The sequence below is a fragment of the Shinella zoogloeoides genome, from assembly GCF_022682305.1.
In the GTDB taxonomy this organism is placed as follows: domain Bacteria; phylum Pseudomonadota; class Alphaproteobacteria; order Rhizobiales; family Rhizobiaceae; genus Shinella; species Shinella zoogloeoides_B.
This window is the reverse complement of record NZ_CP093528.1, coordinates 3050335-3064219: the sequence shown is the minus strand read 5'-3', so window position 1 is coordinate 3064219 and position 13885 is coordinate 3050335. Positions and strand designations below refer to the sequence as shown.

At 64.8% G+C, this 13885-nt stretch carries 11 protein-coding genes and 1 riboswitch; of the genes, 6 read left to right on the top strand and 5 right to left on the bottom strand.

What is annotated here, in order from left to right; all coding sequences use genetic code 11:
• The first annotated feature begins 125 nt into the window (after positions 1-125).
• Positions 126-911, top strand: coding sequence for a MipA/OmpV family protein (locus MOE34_RS15315; protein ID WP_242224082.1), 786 nt, complete (start codon positions 126-128; stop codon positions 909-911).
• Positions 912-969: 58 nt separating this feature from the next.
• On the top strand, positions 970-1923 hold the full coding sequence (gene ubiA / locus MOE34_RS15310; protein ID WP_242218208.1) for a 4-hydroxybenzoate octaprenyltransferase: 954 nt from the start codon (positions 970-972) through the stop codon (positions 1921-1923).
• A gap of 63 nt (positions 1924-1986) precedes the next feature.
• On the opposite strand, the gene MOE34_RS15305 is transcribed toward ubiA, so the two are convergent.
• Positions 1987-2550 carry a DUF6101 family protein gene (locus tag MOE34_RS15305; protein ID WP_242218206.1) on the bottom strand — a complete coding sequence of 188 codons (564 nt, stop codon included), beginning with the start codon at positions 2548-2550 and terminating at the stop codon, positions 1987-1989.
• A gap of 273 nt (positions 2551-2823) precedes the next feature.
• Between MOE34_RS15305 and MOE34_RS15300 the strand changes: the two genes are divergently transcribed.
• Positions 2824-5148: a DUF1217 domain-containing protein gene (locus MOE34_RS15300; RefSeq protein WP_242224080.1), complete on the top strand. Its 2325-nt coding sequence runs from the start codon at positions 2824-2826 to the stop codon at positions 5146-5148.
• Here the strand turns inward: MOE34_RS15300 and MOE34_RS15295 are convergent, their stop codons facing one another.
• On the bottom strand, positions 5149-6579 hold the full coding sequence (locus tag MOE34_RS15295) for an FAD-binding oxidoreductase (RefSeq protein ID WP_242218204.1): 1431 nt from the start codon (positions 6577-6579) through the stop codon (positions 5149-5151).
• A gap of 8 nt (positions 6580-6587) precedes the next feature.
• Positions 6588-7562, bottom strand: a complete 975-nt coding sequence (locus MOE34_RS15290) for an L-threonylcarbamoyladenylate synthase (protein ID WP_242218202.1) — start codon at positions 7560-7562, stop codon at positions 6588-6590.
• Positions 7563-7713: 151 nt separating this feature from the next.
• Here MOE34_RS15290 and MOE34_RS15285 point away from each other — a divergent pair, with 151 nt between their 5' ends.
• Positions 7714-8763: a diguanylate cyclase domain-containing protein gene (locus MOE34_RS15285; protein ID WP_242218200.1), complete on the top strand. Its 1050-nt coding sequence runs from the start codon at positions 7714-7716 to the stop codon at positions 8761-8763.
• A 15-nt stretch (positions 8764-8778) separates the two neighbouring features.
• On the opposite strand, the gene MOE34_RS15280 is transcribed toward MOE34_RS15285, so the two are convergent.
• Entirely contained in the window at positions 8779-9387 is a 609-nt protein-coding gene (locus MOE34_RS15280; RefSeq protein WP_242218198.1) for a DUF6656 family protein, read from the bottom strand.
• A 296-nt stretch (positions 9388-9683) separates the two neighbouring features.
• Positions 9684-9878, top strand: a riboswitch (cobalamin riboswitch).
• Positions 9879-9977: 99 nt separating this feature from the next.
• Between MOE34_RS15280 and MOE34_RS15275 the strand changes: the two genes are divergently transcribed.
• Positions 9978-11222 carry an aromatic ring-hydroxylating oxygenase subunit alpha gene (locus tag MOE34_RS15275; protein WP_242218196.1) on the top strand — a complete coding sequence of 415 codons (1245 nt, stop codon included), beginning with the start codon at positions 9978-9980 and terminating at the stop codon, positions 11220-11222.
• A 1-nt stretch (position 11223) separates the two neighbouring features.
• A complete protein-coding gene (locus tag MOE34_RS15270; RefSeq protein WP_242218195.1) occupies positions 11224-12321 on the top strand; it encodes a hybrid-cluster NAD(P)-dependent oxidoreductase in 1098 nt (365 codons plus the stop codon).
• Positions 12322-12386: 65 nt separating this feature from the next.
• Here the strand turns inward: MOE34_RS15270 and lysS are convergent, their stop codons facing one another.
• Positions 12387-13880, bottom strand: coding sequence for a lysine--tRNA ligase (gene lysS, locus MOE34_RS15265; RefSeq protein WP_242218193.1), 1494 nt, complete (start codon positions 13878-13880; stop codon positions 12387-12389).
• Positions 13881-13885: the final 5 nt, after the last annotated feature.

The window sequence follows — 13885 nt, the reverse complement described above, 5'->3', positions numbered from 1 at the left end:
CGATGGTTAGCGAAACGGTAATGAAACGCGGCTAATGTTCACGCAATCGAGGGTTTCGGCTGCCTGCGGCAGGACGAGGCCAGAATAGCGAGGATTGTGTTTTGAGTATCCGTGTATCGACCGCAATGACTGCGGCCGCGCTTCTTCTTGCGCCCGTTCCGGCCCTGGCCGGCGAGGGCGGTCACTTCTGGTCCGGCGACTGGTATCTGAAGGTGGGGGCCGCGGGCTTCGCCGCGCCGCGCTACGAGGGTGCAAAGAGCTACCTCTTCCAGGTCACGCCCATGATCTCGCTCGGCAAGGCCGGCAGCACCGTGCGCTTCTCCTCGCGCAACGACAACCCCTCCTTCGCGCTCATCGATAACGGCGCCTTCCGCGCGGGTGCGACCGGCAAGCTGGTCATGCCGCGCGACGAGGACGATTCCGACGATCTCAAGGGCCTTACGCCCATCAAGCTCGGCGGCGAGCTTGGCGGCTTCGCGGAAGTCTATCCGACGGACTGGCTGCGCGTGCGCGGCGAAATCCGGCACGGTATCCGCAGCCACCACGGCGTCGTGGCGGATGTGGCGGCGGATGCCTTCGTGGATGTGCGGCCGGATGTGCGCGTCTCGGCCGGCCCGCGCCTCTCGCTTGCCTCTAAGGACTACATGCAGGCCTATTACGGCGTGACGCCGGGTCAGGCGGCGGTGTCGGGCCTCGACGCCTACGATCCGTCCGGCGGCGTTCATTCGGTCGGTGCGGGCGCGGCGATCACATGGCAGGTCAACGAGAAGATCGAGACTAGCGCCTTTGCGGAATACAAGCGCCTCGTCGGCCCGGCGGGGGATTCGAGCCTCGTGCGGCAGCGCGGCGACCGCGACCAGTTCCTGGTCGGCGTCTCGGCCACATACCGCTTCGATTTCACGCTGCCCTGATCCGCCTTGCGGCGACGTGCCGGCTTGACCGGCGGGGAGCGGCTTGCGATCTAGGCGCATGATCAGCTCCTCTTCCGATTCCGGCCGCGTCGCCGATGCGCCCTCCGACAACTGGGTCTACCGCGCCCTGCCGCGCGGGGCCTGGCCCTATGCGCAGCTTGCGCGCTGGGACCGGCCGATCGGCTGGCAGCTTCTCCTTTGGCCCTGCTACTGGTCGGCGGCGCTCGCGGCCAATGTCGCGGCGGCGGCCGGCGCGTTCGACTGGCTGCGGTTCCTGTCCCACCTCGTCCTGTTCTTCGTCGGCGCGGTCGCCATGCGCGGCGCGGGCTGCACCTATAACGACCTGGTCGACCACGAGATCGACCAGGCGGTCGCCCGCACCCGCTCGCGTCCGCTGCCGTCCGGCCGTGTCACGCGCCGACAGGCCAAGGTCTTCATCGTGCTGCAGGCGCTCGTCGGCCTCCTCGTCCTGCTGCAGTTCAACCTCTTCTCTGTCGGCCTCGGCGTCGCCTCGCTGCTGATCGTGGCGATCTATCCCTTCGCCAAGCGCTTCACCGACTGGCCGCAGTTCTTCCTCGGCATGGCCTTTTCCTGGGGCGCGCTGATGGGCTGGGCGGCAGCCTTCGGCACGCTTTCGCTCGCACCTGTCGCGCTCTACATCGCCGCCATCGCCTGGACGATCGGCTATGACACGATCTATGCCCATCAGGACAAGGAGGACGACGCGCTGATCGGTGTGCGCTCCACCGCGCGCCTGTTCGGGGACAGTACGGCGCAATGGCTCGTCGGCCTCTACGGGCTGACGGTCGCTCTCATTGCGCTCGCCTTCTGGCTTGCCGGCGTCGGCCTCGTCGCCTGGCTCGGCCTTGCCGCCGCCGCGCTCATGCTCGGCTGGCAGATCAGGACGCTGGATATCGACGATCCGGTGCAGTGCCTTGCGCTGTTCAAGTTCAACCACATCGTCGGCTTCGCCATCTTCCTCGCCCTTGCGGTTGCCATTCCCTTCGCGTGAGACACGAAAAAGCCGGCCGCAGGGACGGCCGGCTTTCCGGAGGTCATTGTGGGCACGGCATGCTCAACGGCGGGCGATGATCTCCCGGCCGTCGATCTTCATCTGAACGCCGAGCTTGCCGGTCGAGCGGCGCACGAGGAAGCGCGGGCGGCGTTCCGCAAAATAGGAATGGCGGCGGCGGGGCTTGGCCGGGCGGCTGCCGACGCTCAGGCTGTCGTCGAGCGGGCGGGCGATGCCGTCGGCTTCCACCATGAGCATGGGAATGCGATAGGCATCCGCCCAGCTGCGCCAGTCGGCGGCGATGTCGCAGAGGTCGTGCGCCACCAGCAGGGGAATGCAGAGATCGGGATCGTCGTGGTGCAGCTCCAGCGTCACGGTCACGTCGCCGTTGCCATGGTCGATGGCGCGGGCGGCGACGCCCTTGAAGGCGCGGGCCGGTAGCGCGATGGACAGCGGCAGGCCGCTCGACGGCAGTACCTTGCGCACGACCGCGCCGCGCTCGTCGAGGGTGATGGTGGCGTCGGTTCCTTCCGTTCTGAGCGTGAACGTCAGCTGCTGCGGAAAGCGCTTGGGATCGAGCCGGAGCGTGGTGCCGGCCCAGGCCGGCTTGGAAACGGTATTCAGCATGTCTTTCGCCCTTGTTTTCCTTGAGAGCCGGTTCCGGTCATCTCGTCGGGACTTTGCGTCCTCTGAGGGTGAGAATAGGCGGCCCCCCTTCCATGGCGCTTAAAAATCGCGGTTAAGAAAACTTTGCGGTTCCTGATGGTTAGCAAAACCGCACGGGTCAGGGTTTAGGAGAGGTGAATGCCGCCCGACAGGCCGGGACAAGCCTTGCGCGCGACAATGGAGCCGATCGGCCTGTCGACGACCGGGCCGAGGACTGGAAGGAACGGGTTCCCGATGCTGTCGACCTATACGAGCTACAACCTCATCGCGAAGGACATGCTGAAGTCGCTGAACCGCACGGCGGCGGAGACGACCAATGCGCGCGAGGCGGCGTATTACAAGGAGAACATCGGCAAGGTCGCCTCGGTCGATGAGTTCCTCGACGATTACCGGCTGTTCTCCTATGCCATGAAGGCCTATGGCCTGGAGGACATGCTCTACGCCAAGGCCTTCATGCGAAAGGTGCTGGAAAGCGATCTTTCCGATGCCAACAGCTTCGCCAACAAGCTGACCGATGAGCGCTACCGGGGCTTTGCCAGCGCCTTCAGCTTCACCGCCTCGACCGCGACGGCGCAGACCGAGGCCCAGCTCGACGAGGTCATCGGCCTCTATTCCGCCACCGCCGCAAATGCCGGCGCGGCGATCCAGGAGGAAACGCGCTACTACAATATCGTCATCGACGCGGTGACGAGCGTCGACCAGCTCCTCAACAACGACCGCATGCGCAATTACGTGTTCACGGCCTTCGGCATCGATCCGGCCACCTATTCGCGGCAGGTCGTGCGCGGTGCGCTGTCGAGCGACCTCGACGATCCGACAAGCTACTACAATACCGAATTCGGCCCGAAGGTGGCGGCGGCCGAGGCGTCCATAGAGGCGGCGAGCGACGAGCTGGCGACGCTTCCCGTCACCGACGCCAACAAGGCGCGCATCGCCGAATTGAAAGCGCAGATTTCGCGCCAGCAGTCCGTCATCAGCGCGGCGGAGAAATACGCCACGCTCGCCGCTGCCTTCAATTTCGAAAGCGACGGATCGGCCGTCGCCGGAACCGTGCAGACTGCCGAACACAAGGCCAGCACGAACGAACTTTACACGCTCTCCAACCCGCGCGTGACCTCTGCGGCCGCGCTGATCAGCAAGGAGTACTTCGAGGCGAATATCGGCGATGTCTCGACGGTGGGCGAGCTTGTCGCCGATCCCCGCCTCCTGAACTACGTCAAGATAGCCTTCGGTCTCGACAAGCTGTCCGTCGTCAGCTCCACCATCTCCAACATCCTGACGAGCGACCCGGACCCCGACAACCCGGACAGCTACATCAACCGTTTCGGTGGAGAGGACAAGGAAGCCTATGTCGCCTTGCGCGCGGCCTTCAACTTCCAGGAGGACGGCACGCTGGCGGCCGGCGACGACGTGCAGACCGCCGCGCAGACGGCGGCCACCTCCGGCGGCTACATGATCCACTACAACGACAAGGACGACGAGGCCGACGCGCTCGCCATCAAGCGCTTCAAGAACCAGATCGGCGCGGTCAACAGCGTGCAGGACTTCATCGGCGAGGCGAGTGTCTACGACTTCGCGTTGAAGGCTTTTGGCCTCGATCCGGCCAAGGTCTCCACGCTGACCGTCAAGAACGTGCTGAAGAGCGACCTCAACGATCCGAAGAGCTATGTGTACCAGCTCAAGGACGAGCGCTTCGTGGAACTTGCCAAGGCGTTCAATTTCGGATCGGACGGCAATATCACCGCGCCGAAGCTGGCACAGTCGCAATCCGAGATCCTTGTCGTCTCGCGCGCCTATGTGACGGCGAAATCCCGTTTCGGCACGGAGGATGACAAGAAGAAGGCGGAGGAGGAGGCGAAATATTACGCCGGGCAGATGCAGAAGGTGGAATCCGTAAAGGAGCTGCTGGCGGACGAGCGCCTCGTCAACTTCGTGCTGGAGGCGAACGGCATCGACCCGGAAAGCGTCGACGCCGCCTTCATGCAGAAGATCTTCACCTCGGATCTCGACGACCCCAAGAGCTTCGCCAACCAGCAGGCTGACCGTTCCTATCGCAAGATCGTCGCCTCGTTCAATTTCAATGCCGATGGCCTTGTCGATCGTTCGGACGACGCGAAGATTCAGTCGCGGCGCGGCATCTACGAGACGATCGACAGCCACGTCCAGCAGAAGCTGGAGGAGGATGCCGGCAACGAGAATGCCGGCGTGCGCCTCGCGCTCTATTTCCAGCGCAAGGCGGAGACCATCACCGGTCCCTACGACATCCTCGCCGACGACGCGCTCTTCGAGGTCTTCAAGGTACTCTTCCAGCTCCCCGACGAAATCGGCAGCGCGGATGTCGATGCGCAGGCCAGCATGGTCGAGCGCTATCTGGAGATGAAGGACCTTCAGGACCCGGAAAAGGTGCAGAAGATGATCGTCAAGTTCTCGGTCCTCTACGACCTCGACAACCAGACGACCACCGATCCGGCGCTATCCGTCCTGAGCGGCTCCGGTTCGGCCGGCATCAGCGCCGATCTCATGATGTCGCTGGCGCAGTTGCGCACGGGCGGCCGCTGATCAGGTGACGATCACCTTGCCGGGATTCATGATGCCGGCCGGGTCGAAGGCGTGCTTGACCCGCCGCATCAGGTCCATCTCGATCGGTGCGCGCACGGCGGCAAGCTCGTCGCGCTTCAACTGGCCGATGCCGTGCTCGGCGGAAATCGAGCCGTTGTATTTGAGCACGATGCCGTGGACGAGGTGGTTGATCTCGCGCCAGCGGTCGAGGAATGCCTGCTTGTCGGCGCCGATGGGCTGCGAGATGTTGTAGTGGATATTGCCGTCGCCCATGTGGCCGAAGGAGCAGAGGCGCGCGCCGGGAATGGCCGCCAGCACCGCCGCGTCGGCTTCCGCCATGAAGTCCGGGATGGCCGAGACCGGCACGGAGACGTCGTGCTTGATCGAGCCGCCCTCGGGCTTCTGCGCCGGCGACATGCTCTCGCGCATATGCCACAGCGCCCGGCGCTGGTCCTCGCTGGTGGCGACCGCCGCGTCTTCGACCAGCCCTCTCTCGATGCTCTCGGCAAGCAGCGCCTCCATCATGCGCGTCGCCGTCTCGGCCGCGTCGGAGGTGGAAATGTCGATCAGCACGTACCAGTCGTGCCGGGTGGGAAGCGGATCGCGTACGCCCGAAATGTGGCGTGTGGTGAAATCGACGCCAAGGCGCGGCATCAGCTCGAAGCCCGTCAGCGCCGCGCCGCAGCGGCTTGAGGCGCGCTCGAAGAAGGCGAGCGCATCCTTCACCGAGCGGAGGCCGGCGAAGGCGACCTCGTGGCCGAGCGGCCGAGGGAAGAGCTTCAGCACCGCGCCGGTGATGACGCCGAGCGAGCCTTCCGCGCCGATGAAGAGGTCGCGCAGGTCGTAGCCTGTATTGTCCTTCTTCAGCCGCCGCAGGCCGTTCCAGATCTCGCCGGTCGGCAGCACGACCTCGAGGCCGAGGCAGAGCTGGCGCATGTTGCCATAGGCCAGCACCGCCGTGCCGCCGGCATTGGTGGAAAGGTTGCCGCCGATCTGGCAGGAGCCTTCCGAGCCGAGCGACAGCGGAAACAGCCGGTCGACCGCCGCGGCCGCCTTGTGGATTTCCGCCAGCACCGTGCCGCCGTCCGCCACGATCACATTGCCGACCGGGTCGACATCGCGGATGCGGTTGAGGCGGGAGAGGGAGAGCACTATGTCGGCCGCTCCCTCGCGCGGCACGCTGCCGCCGACATGGCCGGTATTGCCGCCCTGCGGCACGATGGCGGTGCCTGTCTCTGTGGCGAGCGCCAGGATTCTGGACACTTCCTCCACCGAGCCGGGCCGCAGCACCAGCGGCGAAGCGCCGTGATAAAGCCCGCGGCTTTCGACGAGATAGGGGGCGATGTCCCCGCTCGCGGTCAGGGTATGGGCGGGGCCGGTGATTGCCGAGAAGCGGGCGATAAGGTCGGGGGAAAGCGTCGCCTGGGCCATCTCGTCTCCTAGCTCCGGGGAGCGGCGGCCCGCTGCAGCCGGTCGTTGATTGCTTCCCCGAGGCCCGTCGCGGGGATCGGGGAGAAGGCAATGGAGCGAGCGCCCGTCGCGTCGGCCCGCTTCATGAAGCCGAAGAGATTGGCGGCGGCTTCCGCAAGGTTTCCGTCGGGGCTGAGGTCCAGCACCAGCGCGGCCTCCGCCTCGCCGGGCAGCACCTTGCCGCCGAAACGGATCAGCGCCTCGCCGGGGCGGACCTCCTCGGCGTCGAGTCGCACAGGCGCATCGGGCGCATAGTGCGAGGCGAGCATGCCGGGGGCCTCGATGGCCGCGCCGGCTTTTTCATTGCGCAGGACCGGGCGGCCGACGACGCGCTCGACCTCGGTGGCATCGAGGCCGCCGGGGCGCAGCAGCCGGATCGTTTCCCCGTCGACCTTGAGGATGGTGGATTCGAGACCGACCGTCGCCGGCCCACCGTCGAGCACCAGTTCCAGCTTTGCGCCGAAATCGTCGGCGACATGCTGCGCGGTGGTCGGGCTGATGCGGCCGGACGTGTTGGCGCTCGGGGCGGCGAGGGGGCGGTCAAAGGCGGCGAGCAGGCGGCTGGCGATGCCTGTCGGCACGCGGATGCCCACCGTGTCCAGCCCGGCGCGCGCCAGGGGATGGATGGCGCTTTCCGGCCGGATGGGCAGGACAAGCGTCAGCGGGCCGGGCCAGAAGGTCTCGGCGATGCGGCGCGACAGGGGATCGAAGACGGCGTGCCGCTCCGCCATGGCGAGATCGGCCATATGGCAGATCAGCGGATTGAAGCGCGGGCGGCCCTTCATCTCGTAGATGCGGGTGATGGCGCGCGGATCGGTGGCGTCGGCGGCAAGGCCGTAGACGGTCTCGGTGGGGATGGCGACGGGCACGCCGCGGCCGAGGGTTTCACAGGCGCGCGCCAGCGCCGTCTGCGCATCCGTGCGTGTATCCACGATATCGGCCATGTCGTCCTTCCGTCGCGTTCGGCTTCCTTTACAGGGCATTGCCGGCAAATGCCAAGGGCTGCGCGATTGTCTAAAATTCGAACGATCGGATTAGACCGGCGGAAAGACCGGCCTGTTACAAAAGGGGACAACACGCAGACAGGTCCCACCGATGGCTCACAAGAAATCCTCCACGACCGACATAACCCTGCGCATCGCGATGGCGATGAAACAGATGGGCATCGACGGCCTGCCGCGCAACTACGAGCTGGTCTACGAGGCCTATGCCGGCGGCAACCCGGATCTGGTGCGTGATTTCATCGCCCTCGGCAAGTTCAAGACGCAGGCCGCCCTCGACGAGCTTGGCCGCAAATACCTGCCGCATCAGCATGAGGCGAGCGTCTTGCAGCGCTCGGTGGGCGCGATCAGCAGCGAGATGAGCAACTTCATGGACCTTCTGAGCCAGGAACGTTCCTCGCTCAACGACTACGGCCGCCTGATCGGCGAGGCCTCGCAGGTCATCCGCGATGCAGGCGGCACGCTCGGCAGCTCGCTAGAGGCCCTGCAGCGGGCGACGGAGGCGCGCGTCACCCATACGGCGGCAATGGCGCAGAAGGTCGCCGCGCAATCCGCCGCCGTGGAAGGCATCCAGAAGGAGATGGCCGATTTCGAGGCGATGAAGTTCACCGACCCGGCCACGAAGCTCGGCAACCGCCGCGCCTTCAACAAGGCGCTTGCCCGCGTCTACGCCAATCCGGAACTGCCGCTGCTCTGCGGCGTCGCCGTCGCCGAGATCGACGCCGAGCGCCGTTTCTCGCCGGGGCAGATGGAAGCTCTTTCTGAGCACCTCGTTTCGTTCTATGGCGGCCTCATCCGCCAGGCCTTCCCGTCGAGCGACCTTGCGGTGCGTTTCGACGGGCTGCGCTTCGGCTTCCTGTTCGACACCTCCGACGAGAGCGAGGTGACGCGGCTGATCGATCTCCTGCGCGCGACCTTCCAGACGATGGCGCTGCGCGATCCGCGCACCGGCCGCAATCTCGGTCATCTCACCCTGTCGGCCGGCGTCTGCATGGCGGACCGCGCGGACAGCGCCCTCGACCTTGCCTCGGCCTGCGAGCGCGCGCTTGCCGAAGCCAAGAGCGCCGGCGGCGATCAGGTGGTCGTCTACGGGCGCGGCGACGAGGTGCCGGCCGGTCGGGAATGGATGCTCTACCGGGCTTGAGCCGGCGATCGCGCGTTACAGCGCACGGATGACCTTGCGCAGCGCCTCGTTGCGGGTGCCGAGCAGAAGCACGTTCTTCATGGCGAGCCTGGGGTCGTCCGTACGGAAGATCACGCCGTTGCCGCGCACCGTGCGGTCGATCTTGAGGCGGCCTTCCTCTTCCGTCGGCGCGATGGCGATGGCGAAATACATGCGGCCCGGCTTGCGGGAAATGCCCGCGAAGAATTGCTCCTCATCGCCGATCTCGGCGAGGAAATTGGCCATGTAGAAGGCCCATTGCACATTCTCGAACTCGGCGAAGCGGGAATTGGCCACCGTGATATGGCAGTAGCCGAGATGCGGCGTCTCGGCGAGCGTGCGGTGGAAGACGAGCTTGGGAAACTGGATGGAGCGGTGGAAGCCGTTGATGCGCTCGTGGGTGACGTTGCCCGCCTGCTCCAGCCTGCGCCCCGTGCGCTCGGCGACCTCCTGGTAGCTGAGATAGCGTTTCTCGCTGGGACTCCACGAGACGGCGCGCTCGATGCGGCCGGTGCGCAGGAATTCGGTATGGGCTGCCGCTTTCGGCGGGTTTGCGCGCTTGAAGGCGACGGCGTCGTAATATCGGAATTTCGTCTGCTGCTGCACGCCTCGGCACTCCATCCTCGCGCCCGGATCGCCCGAAAGCTTATGAAAACGTCGTTAATCATTCCTTTCGGTTCGGCCCCCATTTCTCCGACAGGTCGTATTCGTCGCAATATGACAAGGGGAGGCGTTGCGTGTGCTTTGCGCCGCGGAATGGGAATATGGCTGCAAGGAGGTATATATCAGATTGATATATATGGATAAAATAAAGATCTGCGCCTGAGGGGCGCTTGTATTTGACTGTCGTCAAATCATGAAAGCGTGTCGCTTTCTGGCATGCGATACGTCGAAACCTGCGCTTAGATGGAGACGCTCAAGGTGCCGTTGCCGATGGTGGCGGATAATTGGGAAGCCGGTTGAAGTCCGGCGCTGCCCCCGCAACGGTGTTGGAGTCAAGGTGCAGCAGAAGGCCACTGGACGGTTGTCCGGGAAGGCGCTGCCCGTCCGATGGGACGCTCCTCAGCCCGGAAACCAGCCTGGAGAACGATTGTGACTGGCTGCGGCGGGCGGCCGGGAAACGTGTACTTCCGGGCATTTCATGCCCGGATACCGTCTCCTTTCGCGCGCCTCGGCAAATTTACTGAGGAACCGCCATGGACATTCGCAGCGACGTGCTCCGCAAGCTCAAGAACCGGCGCGAGGGCTACAGCCTCGAGCAGGCCTTCTATATCGATCCCGATCACTACAAGCTGGACCTGGAGACGATCTGGTATCGCGACTGGCTGTTCATCGGCCATGACTGCGAGGTGCCGAAGGCCGGCAATTATTTCACCGTGCAGGTCGGTGATTATCCCGTCGTCATCACCCGCGACCGGACGGGCACGGTGCGCGCCCTGCACAATTCCTGCCGCCACCGCGGCTCGCGCGTCTGCACGCAGCACAAGGGCAGTTCGGCCAAGCTCGTCTGTCCCTATCACCAGTGGACCTACGAACTCGACGGTTCGCTGCTCTTCGCCCGCCATATGGCCGAGGATTTCGACAGGACGCAGCACGGCCTGAAGAAAGTTCATTGCGAGACTGTCGGCGGCTACATCTTCATCTGCCTTGCCGACGAGGCTCCCGATTTCGCGCCGTTCCGCGCGATGGCGGAACCCTATCTCGCCCGTCACCGCCTCGGCGAGACCAAGGTCGCCTTCGAAAGCACCATTGTCGAGAAGGGCAACTGGAAGCTCGTCTGGGAAAACAACCGCGAGTGCTATCACTGTGCGGCCAACCATCCCGAGCTTTGCCGCACCTTCCCCGAAGCGCCGAGCGTCGCCGGCGTGCAGGGCGCCAAGGACGACCCGGTCATCGCCGTGCATTGGGAAAAGTGCGAGGCTGCCGGCCTGCCGAGCGAGTTCCGCCTGTCTCCGTGCGGCCAGTTCCGCGCCGCTCGCATGCCGCTTATCGAGGGGGCGGAGAGCTACACCATGTCCGGCGCGCGCGCTGTCAGCCGCCCGCTGTCCGGCGATGTCCTGGAAAGCGGCATCGGTACGCTGCTGCTCTTCCACTATCCGACGACATGGAACCATGTGCTCGCCGATCATGCCGTCACCTTCCGCGTCCTGCCGCTTGGCCCGGAGTTGACGCAGGTCACGACCAAGTGGCTCGTCAACAAGGATGCGGTGGAAGGCGTGGACTACCGTCTCGACGAGCTTACCCATGTCTGGACCGAGACCAACGACCAGGATCGCCGTATCGTCGAGGAGAATGCCTTCGGCATCCGCTCGCCCGCCTACCAGCCCGGTCCCTATTCGTTGGAGGACGAGGGCGGCGTCATGCAGTTCGTCGAATGGTATGCGAACTTCATGATCGAGCGGCTGGACGGCGTGAAGAAGCCGCTCGTCAAGGTGGCCTGACATGACGGCGGCAGGTTCCTTCCACCATTTCGACGAACTTCATCCCTGGCACGACCGGCACAATCTCCTGGAATGCATCGCCGCCACCGTGGAGACGGCGGACGTGATGACCTTCACGTTCCGCTCCGACCAGAAGAACTGGTTCCGGTATCTGCCGGGACAGTTCGTCACGCTGGAGCTGCCGGTCTCTGTGGATGAGCCGGTCATGCGCACCTATACGCTCTCCTCGACGCCTTCGCGCCCCTTCGCCGTCTCCGTGACGGTGAAGGCGCAGAAAAATTCCATCGGCACCCGCTGGATGTTCGAGAACCTGCGTCCCGGCATGAGGCTGAAGGCGTTCGGTCCGCTCGGCGATTTCTCCTTCGTGCGCTATCCGGCGGAAAAATACCTCTTCATCTCGGCCGGCTCCGGCGTCACGCCGATGATGTCGATGACACGCTGGATGGCGGATTGCGCCCCGCAATCCAGCGTGGCCTTCATCACCTGCGCCCGCCAGCCCGAGGATATTCTGTTCAAGGCCGAACTCGAATGCCTCGCCGCCCATATGCCGAACCTCGCGCTCGGCTTCGTCGTCGAGGGCCGCAACCCGCGCGACGGCTGGCATGGACTCACGGGCCGCATCGACGCCGCCCGCCTCTCGCTGCTCGCGCCCGATTTCCGCGAGCGCACCGTCTTCTGCTGCGGTCCCGAGCCGTTCATGCGCGGCGTGCGCGACATGCTGAAGGTCTGCGGCTTTGACATGGACCGCTACCACGAGGAAAGCTTCCAGCCGGCCGCCGCGCCTGCGCCGGAGGAGATCGCCATCCGTGCCGGTGCGGGCGAGCAGGAGGCCGACGCCGTCGCCACCGTCACCTTCACCATGGCCGGCAAGGAGGCCAAGTGTCCGCCCGGCCAGACGATCCTGCAGACGGCCCGTTCCGCCGGCGTGCGAATCGGCGCGGCCTGCGAGGGCGGTCTCTGCGGCACCTGCCGGGTGATGAAGGTTTCGGGCGAGGTGGACATGCGCCACAATGGCGGCATCCTCGATGACGAGATCGATGAAGGCTACATCCTTGCCTGCTGCTCGCGGCCCATCGGGGATGTGCAGATCGAGGCTTGAACGGAAAAGCCCCCGCTACCGGCCGGTAGCGGGGGCTTCGATTTTTCGACCGAAAGGGGAAACCCTCAGTCCGCCTTCGCCCGGCGTGCCGGGAAGAGGATGACGTCGCGGATCGACGGTGCGTTGGTCAAGAGCATGATCAGGCGATCGACGCCGATGCCGAGGCCGCCGGCAGGCGGCATGCCCTGGTCGATGGCGTCGAGGAATTCGTCATCGAGCTGCTTGGCCTTCTCGCCGCGGGCATGGGCCTGCTCGAGCTGCTCGACCATCCGGGCACGCTGCTCTTCCGGGTCGTTCAGCTCGGAGAAGGCGTTGCCGAGTTCCCAGGTGTTGCAATAGGTCTCGAAACGCTCGACGAGGCGCGGCTCGCCAGGCACTTCCTTGGCGAAGGGCGAGATGTCCTTCGGGAAATGCGTGACGTGGCTCGGCTGGATCAGCGTCGGCTCGACCTTCTCCTCGAAGATGAAGGCTAGGCATTCGCCCCAGGTCCAGTCCTTCTCGATCTCGAAGCCGGCAGCCTTGGCGGCGGCGCGGGCTTCCTCGTCCGTCTTGATGGCGAGGAAGTCGATGCCGGTTACTTCCTTCACCGCATCGGGCATCGGCACGCGCTTGAACGGGCCCTTGAAGGAGATTTCCTTGTCGCCATAGGCGAATTCCGTCGAGCCGTGGATCTTCACCGCAAGCTCGGCGAAGAGGCGTTCCACGAGGTCCATGATGTCCTCGTAGTCGGCATAGGCCCAGTAGCACTCCATCATCGTGAATTCGGGATTGTGCCGGGTCGACACGCCCTCGTTACGGAAGTTGCGGTTGATCTCGAATACCTTGTCGGTGAGGCCGGAGACCAGCGTGCGCTTGAGGAACAGTTCCGGCGCGATGCGCAGGAACATGTCCAGCTTCAGCGTGTTGTGGTGCGTCTTGAAGGGCTCGGCCGTCGCGCCGCCATAGACCGAATGCAGCATGGGAGTCTCGACTTCCATGAAGCCGTCGTTCTCCATGAAGCGGCGGATGCCGGAAACGATCTTCGAGCGCTGCTGGAAGCGAAGCTTGGACTCTTCGTTGCTCATGATATCGAGGTGGCGCTTGCGATAGCGGATCTCGATGTCGGCAATGCCATTCCACTTCTCCGGCATGGGAAGAAGCGACTTCGTCAGCATGACGATCTCATGGGCATTGATCGTCAGTTCGCCGCGCTTGGTGCGGCGCACCGCGCCGGTCACGCCAATGATGTCGCCGAGGTCGATCATCGGCAGCAGGTTGCGGGCCTCCTCCGGCGTCGTGTCCTTGTGGCTGAAGATCTGGATCTTGCCCGAGGCGTCATGGATATCCATGAACATGCCGGAATTGCGCGAGGAATAGACGCGGCCGGCGACGGTCACGATGTCGCCGCTCTCCGTGTCGAGCTCCAGGCCCTCGTACTTTTCCGCAAGCTCCGCATTGGTCATCGTGCGGTGGAAATGCGCCGGATAGACATCGCCGATCGTTTCGCGCAGCTGGGCGAGCTTCTGGCGGCGGACTTCCGTCGGGTCGGAGGAGAGGGCGGTTTCTGTCTTGTCGTTCATTCTTG

Excerpts from the sequence above, each read along its gene's own strand:
- MOE34_RS15315 (WP_242224082.1), top strand. The coding sequence starts at position 126 with ATGACTGCGGCCGCGCTTCTTCTTGCGCCCGTTCCGGCCCTGGCCGGC.
- ubiA (WP_242218208.1), top strand. The coding sequence starts at position 970 with ATGATCAGCTCCTCTTCCGATTCCGGCCGCGTCGCCGATGCGCCCTCC.
- MOE34_RS15305 (WP_242218206.1), bottom strand. The coding sequence starts at position 2,550 with ATGCTGAATACCGTTTCCAAGCCGGCCTGGGCCGGCACCACGCTCCGG.
- MOE34_RS15300 (WP_242224080.1), top strand. The coding sequence starts at position 2,824 with ATGCTGTCGACCTATACGAGCTACAACCTCATCGCGAAGGACATGCTG.
- MOE34_RS15295 (WP_242218204.1), bottom strand. The coding sequence starts at position 6,579 with ATGGCCCAGGCGACGCTTTCCCCCGACCTTATCGCCCGCTTCTCGGCA.
- MOE34_RS15290 (WP_242218202.1), bottom strand. The coding sequence starts at position 7,562 with ATGGCCGATATCGTGGATACACGCACGGATGCGCAGACGGCGCTGGCG.
- MOE34_RS15285 (WP_242218200.1), top strand. The coding sequence starts at position 7,714 with ATGGCTCACAAGAAATCCTCCACGACCGACATAACCCTGCGCATCGCG.
- MOE34_RS15275 (WP_242218196.1), top strand. The coding sequence starts at position 9,978 with ATGGACATTCGCAGCGACGTGCTCCGCAAGCTCAAGAACCGGCGCGAG.
- MOE34_RS15270 (WP_242218195.1), top strand. The coding sequence starts at position 11,224 with ATGACGGCGGCAGGTTCCTTCCACCATTTCGACGAACTTCATCCCTGG.
- lysS (WP_242218193.1), bottom strand. The coding sequence starts at position 13,880 with ATGAACGACAAGACAGAAACCGCCCTCTCCTCCGACCCGACGGAAGTC.